The sequence below is a fragment of the Nocardioides pollutisoli genome (genome assembly GCF_040045055.1).
Lineage (GTDB): Bacteria > Actinomycetota > Actinomycetes > Propionibacteriales > Nocardioidaceae > Nocardioides > Nocardioides tweenelious.
The window spans coordinates 42,246-57,656 of sequence record NZ_JBDZDU010000001.1 but is presented as its reverse complement, the minus strand read 5'-3'; the positions used below and the strand labels follow the sequence as shown (position 1 = coordinate 57,656).

At 70.8% G+C, this 15,411-nt stretch carries 15 protein-coding genes; 10 read left to right on the top strand and 5 right to left on the bottom strand.

The window, feature by feature from the left end; all coding sequences use genetic code 11:
- Positions 1–267 precede the first annotated feature (267 nt).
- The gene (locus ABLE68_RS00250) at positions 268–1,893 is read left to right on the top strand and encodes a sensor histidine kinase (RefSeq protein WP_348869053.1); all 1,626 of its coding nucleotides are present in this window, start codon (positions 268–270) and stop codon (positions 1,891–1,893) included.
- Here ABLE68_RS00250 and ABLE68_RS00245 read toward each other — a convergent pair.
- The 4 genes from ABLE68_RS00245 to ABLE68_RS00230 are packed head-to-tail and all read right to left on the bottom strand — an operon-like array spanning position 1,890 to position 4,984.
- Positions 1,890–2,303: a Fur family transcriptional regulator gene (locus ABLE68_RS00245; protein ID WP_348869052.1), complete on the bottom strand. Its 414-nt coding sequence runs from the start codon at positions 2,301–2,303 to the stop codon at positions 1,890–1,892. The genes ABLE68_RS00250 and ABLE68_RS00245 overlap by 4 nt on opposite strands.
- On the bottom strand, positions 2,290–3,297 hold the full coding sequence (locus ABLE68_RS00240; protein ID WP_348869051.1) for a metal ABC transporter permease: 1,008 nt from the start codon (positions 3,295–3,297) through the stop codon (positions 2,290–2,292). The genes ABLE68_RS00245 and ABLE68_RS00240 overlap by 14 nt, the downstream gene beginning before the upstream one ends.
- On the bottom strand, positions 3,294–4,094 hold the full coding sequence (locus ABLE68_RS00235) for a metal ABC transporter ATP-binding protein (protein WP_348869050.1): 801 nt from the start codon (positions 4,092–4,094) through the stop codon (positions 3,294–3,296). Before ABLE68_RS00235 ends, ABLE68_RS00240 begins: the two co-directional genes overlap by 4 nt.
- Positions 4,091–4,984, bottom strand: a complete 894-nt coding sequence (locus tag ABLE68_RS00230) for a metal ABC transporter substrate-binding protein (protein ID WP_348869049.1) — start codon at positions 4,982–4,984, stop codon at positions 4,091–4,093. The genes ABLE68_RS00235 and ABLE68_RS00230 overlap by 4 nt, the downstream gene beginning before the upstream one ends.
- A 61-nt stretch (positions 4,985–5,045) precedes the next feature.
- Here ABLE68_RS00230 and ABLE68_RS00225 point away from each other — a divergent pair, with 61 nt between their 5' ends.
- From ABLE68_RS00225 to ABLE68_RS00200, 6 genes are all read left to right on the top strand, one after another.
- Entirely contained in the window at positions 5,046–5,366 is a 321-nt protein-coding gene (locus ABLE68_RS00225) for an antibiotic biosynthesis monooxygenase family protein (RefSeq protein WP_348869048.1), read from the top strand.
- A 58-nt stretch (positions 5,367–5,424) separates the two neighbouring features.
- Positions 5,425–6,825, top strand: coding sequence for a glycine--tRNA ligase (locus tag ABLE68_RS00220; RefSeq protein ID WP_348869047.1), 1,401 nt, complete (start codon positions 5,425–5,427; stop codon positions 6,823–6,825).
- Positions 6,826–6,851: 26 nt separating this feature from the next.
- Complete coding sequence (locus tag ABLE68_RS00215) at positions 6,852–7,550, top strand: hypothetical protein (protein WP_348869046.1); 699 nt, start codon at positions 6,852–6,854, stop codon at positions 7,548–7,550.
- Positions 7,551–7,708: 158 nt separating this feature from the next.
- On the top strand, positions 7,709–8,845 hold the full coding sequence (dusB, locus tag ABLE68_RS00210; RefSeq protein ID WP_348869045.1) for a tRNA dihydrouridine synthase DusB: 1,137 nt from the start codon (positions 7,709–7,711) through the stop codon (positions 8,843–8,845).
- 145 nt (positions 8,846–8,990) lie between these two features.
- The gene (locus ABLE68_RS00205) at positions 8,991–9,872 is read left to right on the top strand and encodes a VldE C-terminal domain-containing protein (protein WP_348869044.1); all 882 of its coding nucleotides are present in this window, start codon (positions 8,991–8,993) and stop codon (positions 9,870–9,872) included.
- A gap of 40 nt (positions 9,873–9,912) precedes the next feature.
- The gene (locus ABLE68_RS00200; RefSeq protein ID WP_348869043.1) at positions 9,913–11,127 is read left to right on the top strand and encodes a deoxyguanosinetriphosphate triphosphohydrolase; all 1,215 of its coding nucleotides are present in this window, start codon (positions 9,913–9,915) and stop codon (positions 11,125–11,127) included.
- Here the strand turns inward: ABLE68_RS00200 and ABLE68_RS00195 are convergent.
- Complete coding sequence (locus tag ABLE68_RS00195; RefSeq protein ID WP_348869042.1) at positions 11,102–11,944, bottom strand: S41 family peptidase; 843 nt, start codon at positions 11,942–11,944, stop codon at positions 11,102–11,104. The genes ABLE68_RS00200 and ABLE68_RS00195 overlap by 26 nt on opposite strands.
- Positions 11,945–12,001: 57 nt before the next feature.
- On the opposite strand from ABLE68_RS00195, the gene ABLE68_RS00190 reads away from it, so the two are divergent.
- The 3 genes from ABLE68_RS00190 (at position 12,002) to ABLE68_RS00180 (ending at position 15,396) form a co-directional block, all read left to right on the top strand.
- Positions 12,002–12,481, top strand: a complete 480-nt coding sequence (locus ABLE68_RS00190) for a helix-turn-helix domain-containing protein (RefSeq protein ID WP_348869041.1) — start codon at positions 12,002–12,004, stop codon at positions 12,479–12,481.
- A gap of 65 nt (positions 12,482–12,546) precedes the next feature.
- Positions 12,547–14,466: a potassium transporter Kup gene (locus ABLE68_RS00185; RefSeq protein WP_348869040.1), complete on the top strand. Its 1,920-nt coding sequence runs from the start codon at positions 12,547–12,549 to the stop codon at positions 14,464–14,466.
- Between the two features lie 15 nt (positions 14,467–14,481).
- The gene (locus ABLE68_RS00180; RefSeq protein WP_348869039.1) at positions 14,482–15,396 is read left to right on the top strand and encodes a 2-hydroxyacid dehydrogenase; all 915 of its coding nucleotides are present in this window, start codon (positions 14,482–14,484) and stop codon (positions 15,394–15,396) included.
- The last annotated feature ends 15 nt before the right edge of the window (positions 15,397–15,411 follow it).

Genomic DNA, 15,411 nt, shown 5'->3' with positions numbered 1-15,411 from the left:
GACCCGAGCGCACCCGCAAGCCGGCCAGCGACTGGAAATCGCCACCGCAACCACCGCGGACGGTGACCACGTTCCTCGTCATCCGCGACCGCAACCACCGCCGGCCTGAAGGCCGAGGGCAGTCCTGCGGGGGTTTCGAGACAGGCTCGGAGCGACCTCCTCAACCACCGAGCCGCCACCCACGCCAACTTCCGACGCGTACGGCGGGGGTCTGCCCCACGAGCGGGGACTGCTGGCAGAGTTCGTCCCGGCAACCAAGGAGGACGAGTGACGGCGCTCGGTTCTGAGCAGGCGAACTACCGCTGGCACCGCTGGGTGCTGTCGATGGCCGATCCTCGCGGGTTCCAGATCGGCTTCACGGCGCTCTACGCGCTCGACGTCGGCCTGCGGATCACCTTCGGCTTCCGGTTCGCGTGGACGTCGTGGCCGGCGGTCGGTCTGTTCCTGGCGATCGCCGCGTTGTTGCTGGGGGTCCTCGCCCCGTGGGACCGGTTGAGCCCGTCGGCGCCGATGATGCTGCCGCTGATCGACCTGGCCGTCATCGGCGTCACCCGGCTCACTCCTGAGGGCGGCAACGGCCTGCTGGTCGTGATCCCGGCGCTGTGGCTCGGGCGACGGTGGGGCCGGACCGGTGCGGTGGTGACCGGGATCGGCTGCCTCGCGCTGATCGTGGTGCCCGGGTTGATCTACAACGGCGCCGACCCGGTCCTGCTCTCCCGCACCTTGCTCATCCCGGTGGTCGCCGTCGTCGCGTCGCTCTCGATCGCGGCGGGCATGGACCAGGCCCGGGCCCACCACGGTGAGCTGGCCAGCGCCCTGGACACCATCGAGCACCAGCGCCGGGTGTCCCAGGCGATCTTCGACACGGTCGACGTCGGGCTCGTCCTGCTCGACAGCACCGGGAAGTACGCCGGCATGAACCGCCGCCACGCCCAGTTCATGGAGCTCGGCTTCCCCGACGGTCACGGTGGCCGAGCCGGCCAGCTCGGCGCGGTCTTCGACGTCGACGGCCGCACCCCGCTGGTCCGCGAGCAGATGCCGACCTACCGGGCCAGCCAGGGCGAGGAGTTCGACGACCTCCGGATGTGGATCGGGGTCGACCCCGAGGACAGGCGCGCCCTCTCGGTGTCGGCGCGGACCGTGCGGACCGACCGAGGTGAGTTCGCGGGAGCTGCACTCGGCTACACCGACGTCACCGACTTCATGCGTGCGCTCCGGGTGAAGGACGAGTTCATCGCCCTGGTCTCCCACGAGCTGCGTACGCCGCTGACCTCGATCGTCGGCTACGTCCAGCTGCTCGAGGAGGACCCGGAGCTGCCACCGCACGCTGTCGACCAGCTCGCCGTCGTGCAGCGCAACGCCGAGCGCCTGCGCCGGTTGATCGCCGACCTCCTCGACACCGCCCAGCGCGACGGCGCACCGATGCCGATCAACCTGGCGCCGAGCGACCTCGCCTCGATCGTCCAGGAGTCGGTCGAGGCCGCCCGACCGGCCGCCGCGGACGCCGGCATCGAGCTCGAGCTGACGTCGCCCGAGACCCTGACGATGAGCCTCGATCCGCAGCGGATGGCGCAGGTGGTCGACAACCTGGTGTCCAACGCCATCAAGTACACCGAGTCCGGCGGCTTGGTGCAGGTCCGGCTGGCCGTGGACGAGGAGCGGGTCGAGCTCGAGGTCGTCGACAGCGGCATCGGCATCTCGCCGCGCGACCGTGAACAGCTCTTCACCCGCTTCTTCCGCACGTCCGACGCAGAACGCCGCGCGGTCTCCGGAGCCGGTCTCGGGCTCAGCATCACCAAGGACATCGTCGAGAGCCACGGAGGCGTGATCGAGGTCGAGAGCGAGATCGGCCAGGGCAGCGTCTTCCGCGTCTGCCTCCCGCTCCGCCCCTAGCTGCAGCTCGGGCAGGTCCCGAAGATCTCCAGGGTGTGGCTGACGTCGGCGTAGCCGTGCTCGGCGGCGATGCTGCGGGTCCACCGCTCGACGGTCGGTCCCTCGACCTCCACGGTCGCACCGCACTCACGGCAGACGAGGTGGTGGTGATGGCTGTCGGAGCAGCGGCGGTAGATCGCCTCGCCGTCCTCGGTGCGGAGCACGTCGACGTCACCGGCCTCGGCGAGCCGTTGGAGGGTGCGGTAGACCGTCGCCAGACCGACGGCCTCGCCGCGCTCACCGAGCAGCTCGTGGATCTCCTGGGCCGAGCGGAAGTCGGTGAACGACCCCATCGCCTCGGTGACGGCCTTGCGCTGCTTGGTCGGCCGCAGCGCTGGTGCGGACGGGGGTGGCTGGTCAGTGCTCGTCATAGTGCTTCCCGTGGGGCGCGTGGCGGTGGCCGCCATGGACGTAGTCGACGTGGTCGCCGTGCGGTACGGCGACGTGCCCGCACTCGTCACCGTGCTCGTGCGGGTGCTCCTCGATGGTGGCGTGCACGGCCGCCTCGACGACCGGGAACGGCTGTCGCAGCCGGCGGCGGGACCGCAGCCAGACGCCGACCGGCCACGCCGCGACGAAGCCCGCGAGCGCGAGCAGCACGATCGTGGGGCCTGGCGCCACGCGCGTGCCGGCCGGGGCAGCCGCCGACAGCAGGAGCCCGCCGACCGAGGCCAGCGTGCCGAGCACCATCGCCGCCGCCAGCGTCGAGCGGAAGGTCCGGCTCACCTGCTGGGCGGTCGCCACCGGCACCACCATCAGGGCCGAGACCAGCAGCAGGCCGACGGTCCGCATCGCGACGGTCACGCTGACCGCGGCGAGGACCGCGACGAGCAGGTTGTAGACCCGGATGTTGAGACCGGCCACCCGCGCGAACTCCTGGTCCTGCGCCACCGCGAACAGCTGCGGGGCGAGCCCGAGGCAGACGACCACGACGACGGCCGCGAGCACCATGGTCACCACCACGTCGCTGGCCGAGATGGTCGTGATCGAGCCGAAGAGGTACTGCTGCAGCCGCGCGCCGCTCTGCCCGGCGAGACCGGTGATGAGCACGCCGCCGGCGAGGCCGCCGTAGAAGAGCAGCGCGAGCGCGACGTCGCCGTTCGCGTGGCCGCGCTCGCGGATGACCTCGATCACGACGGCGCCGATCACCGCCACGCCGACCGCGGTCCACGTGGGGGACAGGCCCGTGAGCAGGCCGAGCGCGACACCGGTGACGGCGACGTGACCGATGCCGTCGCCCATCAGGGCGAGCCGTCGCTGCACCAGGTAGGTCCCGACCGCGGGTGCCGCGAAGCCGGTGAAGACCGCGGCCAGGATCGCCCGCTGCATGAAGGGCAGACCGAGCAGGTCGAGGTAGTCGCTCATCGGTGGTCCCTCTCGATCGGAGACCCGATGTGGGGTGCGTGGTCGTGACGCTCGGGCTCCGCGTGATGGTGGTGGTGGCCGTCGAGGTGCGCCGTGGCCACCTGCTCGCTGGCCAGCGGTGGGCCGTCGTAGGCGACCCTGCCGTCGCGCATCACGACCGCGCGGTCGATGAGCGTGGCCATCGGGCCGAGCTCGTGGGCGACGAGCACGATCGTGGAGCCGCGCTGCGAGAGGGTCTCGAGGGTGTCGGCGAGCACGTGCTGGTTGGGCAGGTCGACCCCGGCGGTCGGCTCGTCGAGGAAGAAGAGCTCCGGCTCGCCGGCCAGCGCGCGGGCGATGAGCACCCGCTGCTGCTGACCGCCGGACAGGTTCGAGACCCCGTCGCGGGCCCGGTCGGCGAGGCCGACGACGTCGAGCGCCTCGCTGATCGCGGCGCGGTCGCGACGGCCGAGAGGGCGCAGCAGCTTGCGGTGGGTGAGCCGGCCGGAGGCGACGACCTCCCACACCGAGGCGGGTACGCCGGAGCCGGCACCGCCGCGCTGCGGCACGAAGCCGATCCGCTGCCAGTCCTTGAAGTCGTCGAGGGGCGTCCCGAAGAGGCGCAGCGAGCCGGTCGCGAGCGGCCGCAGCCCGGTCAACGCCCGCACGAGCGTCGACTTGCCGGACCCGTTGGCGCCCATCAGTGCGACGAACTCGCCGGCATGGACGGACAGGTCGATGCCGCGCAGGATCGGCCGGCCGGCGATCGCGACCGCGGCCTGCTCCAGCTCGATGACGGTCTCGGGCGAGGCGCTCAACAGCCGTTCGCCTCCTCGAGGGCGGCGAGGTTGGAACGCATGAGGGAAAGGTAGTCCTGGTCCGCCGTCTCGTCGCTGAGGCCCTCGATCGGGTCGAGCACCTTGCTCTGCACGCCCATGTCGTCGGCGAGCGAGTCCGCGGTCTTGGGACTCGCGAGGGTCTCGGAGAAGACCGTGGTGACGCCGTCCTTCCGGATCAGGTCCTGCAGCCGGGCCAGGTCGGCCGGGCTGGGTTCGGAGTCGGGGGAGAGGCCGAGGATCGCCTCCATGGTCAGGCCGTAGCGCTGCAGGTAGCCGAACGCGTCGTGGCTCACCACGATCGTGTCCCGCTGGCAGTGCGCCAGGCCAGTGGAGTACTCGTGGTCGAGCGCCTCGAGGTCGCTGCGCAGGTCGGCCGCGTTGGCGGCGTAGTCGTCCGCGTGGTCGGGGTCGACCTTCGAGAGCTGGTCGGCCACCGCGTCGGCGACCGAGGCGAGCAGCAGGGGGTCCTGCCAGAAGTGCGGGTCGTCCTCGTCGGAGTCGACGCCGTGCTCGCGGAACGGCACCAGGTGGACGATGCTCGCCACGTCGAGCACGTCACCGGCGGCGTTCTCGTCGACGGCGTCGTCGACGGAGGGCTGGAAGCCGCGTTCGTACAGCACCAGGTCGGCCTGGGCGATCTGTGCGGTCTCGGCCACGGTGGGCTCCAGGTCGTGCGGCTCTCTGCCGGGGGCGGTCAGGTTCTCGACCTGGGCGTGCCCGCCGGCGACCCGGTCGGCGACGTACTGCAGCGGGTAGAACGCGGCGGCGACCTGCACCCCGTTGTCCAGCCCGACGGTGTCGTCGGTGAAGGCCGAGCACCCTGCGGTGGCCAGGGTGACGGGGAGCAGGAGTGCGAGCAGCGCCTTCATGAGAATCATTCTCAGACTAGTTGAGAACGATTGTCAACTCACTGTCCACTACTCTCGAGTCGTGCTGGTCGTGAACAGGTTCCGGGTGCCGCTCGCCGAGGGTGAGGGCTTCCGGGTCGACCTCGACACCGCGCGACAGGCGCTCGCCGCGTGCGTGGGGTACGTCGGAGGCGAGATCGGCCGCAACGTCGACGACCCCGAGCTGTGGGTGCTCACCACCCGGTGGGAGAACGTCGGGAGCTACCGCCGCGCCCTCTCGTCGTACGACGTGAAGCTCCGCGCGGTCCCCGTCCTGAGCCGCGCGATCGAGGAGCCGTCGGCCTACGAGGCCGCCGAGCCGGGCACCACCCTCAATATCGGCTCGTCACGGTCGTTAGGCTGAACGCTCGCACGATTCGCCAGACCGGCAGCCAGCCGGCCGAACCAGCAGGAGCTCCACCGTGGCCAAGCCGCCCCCGTCCACCGTCGACCACGTCGTCTCCCTGGCCAAGCGCCGCGGTTTCGTCTACCCGTGCGGCGAGATCTACGGCGGTACCCGCTCCGCGTGGGACTACGGCCCGCTCGGCGTGGAGCTCAAGGAGAACATCAAGCGTCAGTGGTGGAAGTCCATGGTCACCATGCGTGACGACATGGTCGGCCTCGACTCGAGCATCATCCTGCCGCGCCAGGTCTGGGAGGCCAGTGGCCACGTCGAGACCTTCAGCGACCCGCTGACCGAGTGCCAGTCCTGCCACAAGCGCTACCGCTACGACCACCTCCAGGAGGAGGTCGCGGAGAAGAAGGGGCTCGACAACCCCGACGACGTCGACCTCTCCACGGTCGCGTGCCCCAACTGCGGCACCCGCGGCGCCTGGACCGAGCCGCGCCAGTTCTCCGGCCTGCTCAAGACCTACCTCGGTGTGACCGAGGACGAGAACGGCCTGGCCTACCTGCGGCCCGAGACCGCCCAGGGCATCTTCATCAACTTCGCCAACGTGGTGACCTCGAGCCGCCAGAAGCCGCCGTTCGGCATCGCCCAGATCGGCAAGAGCTTCCGCAACGAGATCACCCCCGGCAACTTCATCTTCCGCACCCGCGAGTTCGAGCAGATGGAGATGGAGTTCTTCGTCAAGCCGGGTGAGGACGAGGAGTGGCACCAGTACTGGATCGACCAGCGGACGGCCTGGTACGTCGACCTCGGGATCGACCCCGACAACCTGCGTCACTACGAGCACGCGCAGGAGAAGCTCAGCCACTACTCCAAGCGCACCGTCGACATCGAGTACCGCTTCAAGTTCGCCGGCTCCGAGTGGGGCGAGCTCGAGGGCATCGCCAACCGCACCGACTTCGACCTGGCCACGCACTCCAAGCACTCCGGCCAGGACCTGTCCTACTTCGACCAGGCCAACAACGAGCGCTACCTGCCCTACGTCATCGAGCCGGCGGCCGGTCTCTCGCGCAGCCTGATGACCTTCCTGGTCGACGCCTACACCGAGGACGAGGCGCCCAACACCAAGGGCGGCGTCGACAAGCGGGTCGTGCTCAAGCTCGACCCGCGCCTCGCGCCGGTGAAGGTCGCGGTGCTGCCGCTGTCGCGCAACGCCGACCTCTCGCCGAAGGCCAAGGACCTGTCCATGGAGCTGCGGAAGGCCGGCTGGAACGTCGACTTCGACGACTCCGGCGCGATCGGTCGCCGCTACCGCCGCCAGGACGAGATCGGTACGCCGTACTGCGTCACGGTCGACTTCGAGACCCTCGACGACCTGGCGGTGACCGTGCGCGAGCGCGACACCATGGAGCAGGAGCGGGTGTCGCTCGACCGGATCACGGCCTACTTCGCCGAGCGTTTCATCGGCTGCTGAGCCGGATGCCGATGCACACTGCAGGCATGAACTCGCGTCTTCTCGGGCTGGCCACCGGCGTCGTCCTCGTCGCCGGCGGGCTGGCCGGGTGCTCCGGCAGCGACTCGGCCGGTGGTTCCGACGGCACGCCCAGCACGAGCGGCTCGGCGAGTGCCTCGCCGTACCTCCCGGTGCCCGACGGGGTGTCCCTGACCCCGCCCGGCACCCATCTCGAGGTCGGTGACTCCGCGGTCGTCGCCTACGAGCCGCGCCAGGACCAGGTCGGCGCGCTCGACATCACGGTGACCAAGCTGCAGAAGACGTCGATCAAGGACTCCTTCGCTGCCTGGCAGCTCAGCGACGAGCAGAAGAAGTCGACGCCGTACTTCGTCGACGTCACCGTCGAGAACGTCGGCGACACGGACCTCGGCGGTCGCCGGATCCCGCTCTACGTGGTCAACGACCAGAACGTCCTCGTCGAGTCGACGCCGTTCGCCAGCTCCTTCGAGCCCTGCCCGAGCACACCGTTCCCGGACAAGTTCCCCTCCGGCAAGAGCGTCGACGCCTGCCTGGTCTACCTGCTGCCCGACCACGGCACCCTCGACGCCGTCAGCTTCCGCCCGGACGAGTCCTTCAACCCGATCACCTGGACCGGCGAGGTCTCGAAGGCCAAGCCGCCGAAGTCCGAGAAGTCGGACAAGCCCGGCAAGGGCAAGAAGAACGGCAAGGGCAAGGGCAAGAACTGACGCTCCGGTGGTTGAGGAGGTTGCGCTAGCAACCGTCTCGAAACCCCCGCAGCGAAGGCAGTACGTCCGGTGCCGGGGTTTCGGGACGGGACGTCGTCCCTCCTCAACCACCGGAGTCGGATTTGGGTCGCTCACCCGTCGGGTCGGACAATGGAGCCATGCCCCTGCCGACCTCGCTGACCCTCGGGTCCGTGCGCGTGGACACCCCCGTGGTGCTCGCGCCGATGGCGGGCATCACCAACGCGGCGTACCGCCGGCTCTGCGCCGAGCAGGGGGCCGGGCTCTACGTCTGCGAGATGATCACCAGCCGCGGGCTGGTCGAGGGCGACGAGCACACCAAGGACATGCTGGTCTTCGACGAGCTGGAGACCACGCGCTCGGTCCAGCTCTACGGCACCGACCCGGTCTACGTCGGCAAGGCGGCCGAGATCCTCTGCGCGGAGTACGGCGTCGCGCACATCGACCTCAACTTCGGCTGCCCGGTCCCCAAGGTGACCCGCAAGGGCGGCGGCGGTGCGCTGCCGTGGAAGCGCGGGCTGCTCGCCGAGATCCTCGAGCACGCGGTCGCCGCGGCCACGCCGTACGACGTGCCGGTGACGATGAAGACCCGCAAGGGCATCGACGACAACCACCTGACCTACCTCGACGCCGGCCGGATCGCGCAGGAGAGCGGCGTCGCCGCCATCGCACTGCACGGGCGCACGGTCGCGCAGGCCTACTCGGGGCAGGCCGACTGGGAGGCGATCGCCGCGCTCGTCGACCACGTCGACATCCCGGTGCTCGGCAACGGCGACATCTGGGAGGCCGCCGACGCGGTCCGGATGGTCGAGCAGACCGGTGCCGCCGGGGTCGTGGTCGGGCGCGGCTGCCTGGGCCGTCCGTGGATCTTCCGCGACCTGGCTGCGGCCTTCGCCGGTGAGCAGGTCGCGACCCTGCCGAACCTCGGTGAGGTGACGGCGATGATGCGCCGCCACGCCGAGCTCCTCTGTCAGCACATGGGGGAGGAGCGGGGCTGCAAGGAGTTCCGCAAGCACGTCGCGTGGTACCTCAAGGGCTTCGCGGCCGGCGGCGAGATGCGCCGCTCGCTGGGCCTGGTCAACACCCTCGCCGACCTCGACCGCCTGCTCGCCGAGCTGGACCCGACCGAGGCCTTCCCGGTCGGAGAGCTCGGCACCCCGCGCGGTCGCCAGGGCTCGCCGCGCGATCGTGTCGTGCTCCCCGAGGGGTGGCTCGACGACGCCGACGGCAGCGGCTGCTACGTCCACGAGGATGCGAACGAGACCACCGGCGGGTGACGGGGAACACCCCCGACAGCGCAATGTCGATTCCTCCGGTCGACAATTCGTGTGATTGACTGCGGTCCGTCGTTGCCGATTCGTGACCTTTCTCGGGGGTTGCTCGGTGACGCAGTCCTGACCGCAACAGCAAAGGATCAGCGCTGTGGCAGAGCATCGCCACAAGCGGGACACCAATGCCCGCCGCACGCCCCGCGCCTCTTACGTGGCCGGTCCGATCGCCCTGGTGGCGACGGCCTCAGCGGTGACCCTCGGCATCCTCGCCTCCCACCCGGCCGGCTCGGGCACCCTGCTCGCGCAGGACTCGGCAGACGTCGGCACGGTCGCTGCGCGTGCCGCAGCAGGCCCCGCGGTCTCCCGCTCCGACTCCCGGCTCAACCCGGTGGAGCTGAACAAGGCGGTGGACCGCATCCAGGTGCGCGCGGCCACGAAGGCGACCAAGGCCGCCGTCGCCTCGGCCCACACGAAGATGTGGACCACCACGGACCTCAACCTCTGGACCGACTCGGGTGAGGACGCGACCCAGGACGGCGAGATCGCGGCCGGCAAGCAGGTCCTGGTGACCGGCCGTGCGGCGGACGACCGGGTCGAGGTCGTGGTCGACGGCGCCGCCCGGTGGGTGACCGCGGGCTACCTCTCCGACGACAAGCCCGTGGCAGCAGCGGCCGGCCTGTCGATGGCCCCCTGCCCCGACCCGTCGGTCGAGAACGGCCTGACCTCCAACGCCGTCTACGTCTACCGCTCGGTCTGCCACGCCTTCCCGCAGATCACGTCGTACGGCGGCTGGGACGCCCACGGCGAGCACTCCTCGGGCCGCGCGCTCGACATCATGACCAGCGACGTGGCGCTCGGCAACGCGATCGCGGCGTTCCTGCAGTCGCACTCCTCGGAGCTGCACCTCTACGACATCCTGTGGCGCCAGCAGATCTGGACCCCGGTCCGCGCCAGCGAGGGCTGGCGGACCTTCCCGTCACGTGGCTCGGCGACGGCCAACCACTACGACCACGTGCACGTCTCCACCTACTGACGCCGACCGGGGTCGAACTGCCCTCTAGGCTCGGCCTGCGATGACCGACCACGACCTGTACGACGACGCCGCGCGTGAGCGACTCGTCGAGGAGCCGCCCAAGCGGGTGGACGCGCCCATCCGCACCGCGTTCGAGCGCGACCGCGCCCGGGTGGTGCACGCGGCCGCGTCGCGCCGGCTGGCGGCGAAGACCCAGGTGGTCGGGCCGCAGAGCGACGACTTCGTCCGCAACCGGCTCACCCACAGCCTCGAGGTGGCCCAGGTCGCCCGCGACCTGTCCCGCGCGCTCGGCAGCCAGCCCGACATCGCGGAGACGGCCGCGCTCGCGCACGACCTCGGGCACCCGCCGTTCGGCCACAACGGCGAGCGCGTGCTGGCCGAGATGGGGGAGTCCTGCGGTGGCTTCGAGGGCAACGCCCAGACCCTGCGCCTGCTCACCCGGCTGGAGGCCAAGACCGACGGGGCCGGGCTCAACCTGACCCGCGCGACCCTCGACGCCTGCACGAAGTACCCCTGGCGGGTCACCGACGCCGGCACCGACGGCAAGTTCGGTGTCTACGACGACGACCTCCCGGTCTTCGACTGGATGCGCACGGGCGCCGTCGGCGTCCGCCGGTGCCTCGAGGCGCAGGTGATGGACCTCGCCGACGACGTCGCCTACTCCGTCCACGACATCGAGGACGGTGTGGTCGCGGGACGGGTCGAGCTCACCGAGCTCGACACCGCCGCGGTCTGGCAGGCGGTCCGCGACTGGTACCTCCCGACCGCGACCGACGACGTCCTCGACGCGACGCTGGCCGGACTGCGCGAGGTGGGCAGCTGGCCGACCGGGCCGTACGACGCGAGCCGACGGTCGCTGGCCGCCCTCAAGAACCTCACCAGCGACCTGATCGGGCGTTTCTGCGGGTCGGTCCAGCACGCCACCTTCGCGGCCAGCGACGGCCCCTTCGTGCGGTACGCCGCCGACCTGGTCGTCCCGGAGCAGTCCCGTCTGGAGATGGCGGTGCTCAAGGGCGTCGCCGCCCACTACGTGATGCGCGCCGACGACCGGGTCGCGCTGATGGAGCGGCAGCGCGAGCTGCTGGGCGAGCTGGTGGAGGTCCTGGTCGTGCGTGGGCCTGACGCACTGGACCGGCCGTTCGCGGACGACTGGGCGTCCGCCCCGGACGACCGGGCCCGTCTGCGGGTCGTCCTCGACCAGGTCTCGTCCCTCACCGACGCCAGCGCCGTCAGCTGGCACCAACGGCTCTGCTGAGCGCCTCCTCCGCGGGGCAGGCGACGTCGGGCACGACGCCGACGCCCTCCCAGTTGGTCCCGGTCACCGCGTTGACGGAGCGGGCGATCGGCACGTGCAGCTGGAGGTGGGGCGTGAGGTCGTAGGCCTCGCGCGGGTGGGCGCCGCCACGCGTGGTCTCACCGATCACCCGCGCTCGACCCAGTGCCTGCAGGTCGTAGGCCAGCTCCTCGCCGCCGCTGAAGGTCTGCGCGCTGGTGAGGACGACGACCGGCACGTCGGCCGGGACCTTCGGCGACACCGACGGTGTGGTCGACGAGACCACCACCCTGCCGTCTCGGTGGACGAGGTCCTGCAGGTGCACGGGCTCGTCGCCGGTGAAGTGGCTGACCAGCAGCGCGACCGACTCCGGGACGCCGCCGCGGCAGCCGCGCAGGTCGAGGACGAGGCGCTCGACGCCGGCCAGCAGGGTGAACGCCGCGGCCGCGGCCGGCCCGACGTGCTCGGGCGACAGGACGACCGGACCGACCACGACCAGGCCGGTGTTGCCCTCGAGGCGTCGTACGTCGGTGATGCCGGGACCCTCGGTGCGCGCCATCTCGGCGAGCCAGGCGAGCACCTCCTCCTCGTCCTGGTCGGGCGGCACACCCTCGGGGTAGTGCTGCACGCGCAGGTGCCGGTCGCCGTTGACCGACTGGAGGGGGGCGGTGAGGGCGGCGGCGTCCGCCGCGTCGTCGCCCGTGGGCGTCACGCCGTCGAGCAGACCGGCGACCTGCTCGGCGACGTCGGGGAAGACGTAGTGGGTGCGGACCAGGTCCTGGATGAGTGCGGTGATCATGCGGAGCAGCGTCGCGCGACCGTTGACAAAGCGTCTATTGCTCTTGACGCTTGATGGGTGACCGACCCGACACAGATCGCCAGCCCGGCCCAGCTGCAGGCCTTCTCCCACCCGATGCGGGTCCGGATCTGGCGCGAGGTCGGACCGGACGGTGCCACGGTCAGCCAGCTGACCAACCGGCTCGCGACCAACAAGGGCAACGTCGCCCACCACGTGAAGGTCCTGGTGGCGGCGGGTCTGCTGGCTCCCAGCCGCACCCGCACCGTCCGCGGCGGCACCGAGCAGTACTACGTCGCGACCTCCCGCAAGCTGAAGCTGGCGGGGGAGGTCCGCGAGGCGCGGCACGCGATGTTCGCCGTCGTCGCCGAGGAGCTCGAGGCCGACCCGGACCCGCTGCTCAACTACCGCACGATCCGGCTCACCCGGCGCCAGGCGAAGGCCCTGGCCGAGCACCTCGACCGGGTGACCGTCGAGCTGGAGCCGGCGGGGGAGCGGGAGGCGTCGTACGGCGTGCTCGTCAGCGTCTACCGCCGCTGAGGGGCGGGTACGGCGTTCCGTACAGTCGCCCTGCCAGCAGTCGCCGGCACAGATCGAGGAGACGCATGACCGGCCAGAACGACCGCACCCACAGCCCCGCCCGCGCGGCCCTGACGGTGGCAGCGCTCGGCGTCGTCTTCGGCGACATCGGCACCAGCCCGATCTACACGATCCAGACGGTCTTCAACCCCGACGACCCGCACCCGGTGGACGCCGTCGCCGACCACGTCTACGGCATCGTGTCGCTGATCTTCTGGTCGGTGACGATCATCGTGACGATCAAGTACATCCTGCTCGTCCTGCGCGCGGACAACGACGGGGAGGGCGGGGTCCTCTCGCTGATCACCCTGATCAAGCGACGTGCCGTCGGCGGCTCCGCGCGGACGAAGGCGATCCTGGCGGGGCTCGGGATCTTCGGGGCGTCCCTCTTCTTCGGCGACAGCATCATCACCCCGGCGATCTCGGTGCTCTCGGCCGTCGAGGGGATCAAGCTCGTCGAGCCGTCGTTCTCGCCGTACGTCGTGCCGATCACCGCGGTCATCATCGTCCTGCTCTTCGCGACCCAGCGGTTCGGCACCGAACGCGTCGGCCGGCTCTTCGGCCCGGTGATGATCGTCTGGTTCACCGCCATCGGGGCCTGCGGCATCGGCGGGATCGTCCGCGAGCCGCGCGTGCTGGAGGCGCTGTCGCCGACCCACGCCGTCAGCTTCCTCGTCGGGGACTTCACGACCGCGTTCTTCGCGCTGGCCGCGGTCGTCCTGGCCGTCACCGGCGCCGAGGCGTTGTACGCCGACCTCGGCCACTTCGGGCGCAGCCCGATCGCCCGGGCCTGGCTCGGGCTGGTGTTCCCGGCCTGCATCCTGAGCTACCTGGGGCAGGGGGCGTTGATCATCGACGACCCGCAGCACGCGATCGCGAGCCCGTTCTTCCTGCTGGTGCCCGACCACCTCCTGGTGCCGATGGTCGTGCTGGCGACCGCCGCGACCGTCATCGCCGCCCAGGCCGTGATCACCGGAGCGTTCTCGGTCGCCCGTCAGGCCGTCCAGCTCGGCTACCTGCCGCGCCTGCGAATCTCCCACACCTCGGCCGAGACGCAGGGGCAGATCTACGTCCCCTGGATCAACTGGGTTCTGATGATCTCGGTGCTCGCGCTGGTCTTCGCGTTCGAGAGCTCGGCGGCGCTCGCCTACGCCTACGGCATGACGGTCACGGGGACGATCACGATCACGACGATCCTGTTCTTCTACCTCGTCCGGTCCCGGTGGGGCACGCCGTTGTGGCTGGTCGTGGTCGGCGCCGCCTTCTTCCTGAGCGTCGAGCTGCTCTTCCTGGCCGCCAACGTCACCAAGATCCCGCACGGGGCCTGGCTGCCCCTGCTGATCGCCGTCTTCACGTTCACGGTGCTCACCACCTGGCAGCGCGGGCGCGCGCTGGTGACCCGTCAGCGCGAGGCGGACGAGGGGTCACTGCGGGATTTCGTCGAGGACCTCTACGCGGCCCAGCCTCCGCTCTCGCGCTCGCCCGGGACGGCGGTCTTCCTCAACCGCGGCAAGGACACGACGCCGCTCGCGATGCGGGCCAACGTCGAGCACAACCGGACCCTGCACGAGCACGTCGTCATCCTGTCGATCGAGACCATGCCGGTGCCGATCGTCGAGGAGGAGGACCGGATCGAGGTGGACAACCTCGGTCACTCCGACGACGGGATCGTGCACGTCAACGCGCGGTGCGGCTACATGGAGACACCCGACGTCCCGGCGCTGCTGGAGCTGGCCAAGCGCTCCAGCCCGGAGCTCACGTCGGAGCCGGAGGACACGTCGTACTTCCTGTCGACCATCGAGCTCCGGGTCGGCGACGGTCCCGGCATGCCGCAGTGGCGCAAGCAGCTCTTCGTGGCCACGTCGAGCATCACCGCGGACGCTGCCGACTACTTCAACCTGCCGCGTGACCGCACCGTGATCATGGGCTCGCAGATCATCGTCTGACTAGGCTCGACGACCGTGAGTGACCCCCTCGTCTGGCTGCCGTTCGAACCCGCCCTGCTGGGCGACCCGCCGGCCGGACTGCGCTACGAGGTGGTCGACCCGACCCGCTCGGTGCCGCACAGCGTGGGTGAGGTGCGGTTCTACGTCCCGCCGTACCTCGTCGGACCGAAGGTCAGCGACGTGCTGGCGCAGATGTCCAGCCTCGAGGTCGTCCAGACCCTGACCGCCGGCGTCGACAACGTCCGTGCCGCCGTGCCCGAGGGCGTGACGCTCTGCAACGGTCGCGGCATCCACGACACGTCGACGGCCGAGCTCGCGCTCACCCTGATGCTCGCCAGCCTGCGCGGCATCCCCGACTGGGTCCGCGCCCAGGACCGCCACGAGTGGAAGCCCGGCTGGCGGCCGGCGCTTGCGGACAAGCGCGTCCTGCTGGTCGGGTACGGCGCGATCGGCGAGGCGATCGAGCGACGCCTGGAGCCCTTCGAGGTCGAGGTCGTCCGGGTCGCCCGCAGCGCTCGCGACGGGGTGCATGCGATCGCGGACCTGCCGGGGCTGCTCCCCGACGCGGACGTCGTCGTGCTCGTCGTACCCCTCACCGACGAGACCCGGGGGCTCGTCGACGCCGCCTTCCTGGCCGCGATGCCCGACGGGGCCCTGCTCGTGAACGTCGCTCGCGGGCCGGTCGTCGACAACGACGCCCTGGTCGCCGAGCTCACCGCCGGGCGCCTGCGCGCGGCGGTCGACGTGGTCGACCCGGAGCCGGTCCCCGACGACCACCCGTTCTGGTCCGCGCCCGGGTTGCTGGTCTCCCCGCACGTCGGGGGAGCCAGCAGCGCGATGTGGCCGCGCGCCCACCGGCTGGTGCGCGACCAGCTCCACCGCTACGCCGCGGGGGAACCACTAGTGAACGTCATGACCGGCGAGTACTGACGCGCCCGTAGGATC

Coding starts and splice junctions, on each gene's coding strand:
- ABLE68_RS00245 (WP_348869052.1), bottom strand. CDS start 2,303: ATGACGAGCACTGACCAGCCACCCCCGTCCGCACCAGCGCTGCGGCCG.
- ABLE68_RS00240 (WP_348869051.1), bottom strand. CDS start 3,297: ATGAGCGACTACCTCGACCTGCTCGGTCTGCCCTTCATGCAGCGGGCG.
- ABLE68_RS00230 (WP_348869049.1), bottom strand. CDS start 4,984: ATGAAGGCGCTGCTCGCACTCCTGCTCCCCGTCACCCTGGCCACCGCA.
- ABLE68_RS00215 (WP_348869046.1), top strand. CDS start 6,852: ATGAACTCGCGTCTTCTCGGGCTGGCCACCGGCGTCGTCCTCGTCGCC.
- dusB (WP_348869045.1), top strand. CDS start 7,709: ATGCCCCTGCCGACCTCGCTGACCCTCGGGTCCGTGCGCGTGGACACC.
- ABLE68_RS00200 (WP_348869043.1), top strand. CDS start 9,913: ATGACCGACCACGACCTGTACGACGACGCCGCGCGTGAGCGACTCGTC.
- ABLE68_RS00195 (WP_348869042.1), bottom strand. CDS start 11,944: ATGATCACCGCACTCATCCAGGACCTGGTCCGCACCCACTACGTCTTC.
- ABLE68_RS00185 (WP_348869040.1), top strand. CDS start 12,547: ATGACCGGCCAGAACGACCGCACCCACAGCCCCGCCCGCGCGGCCCTG.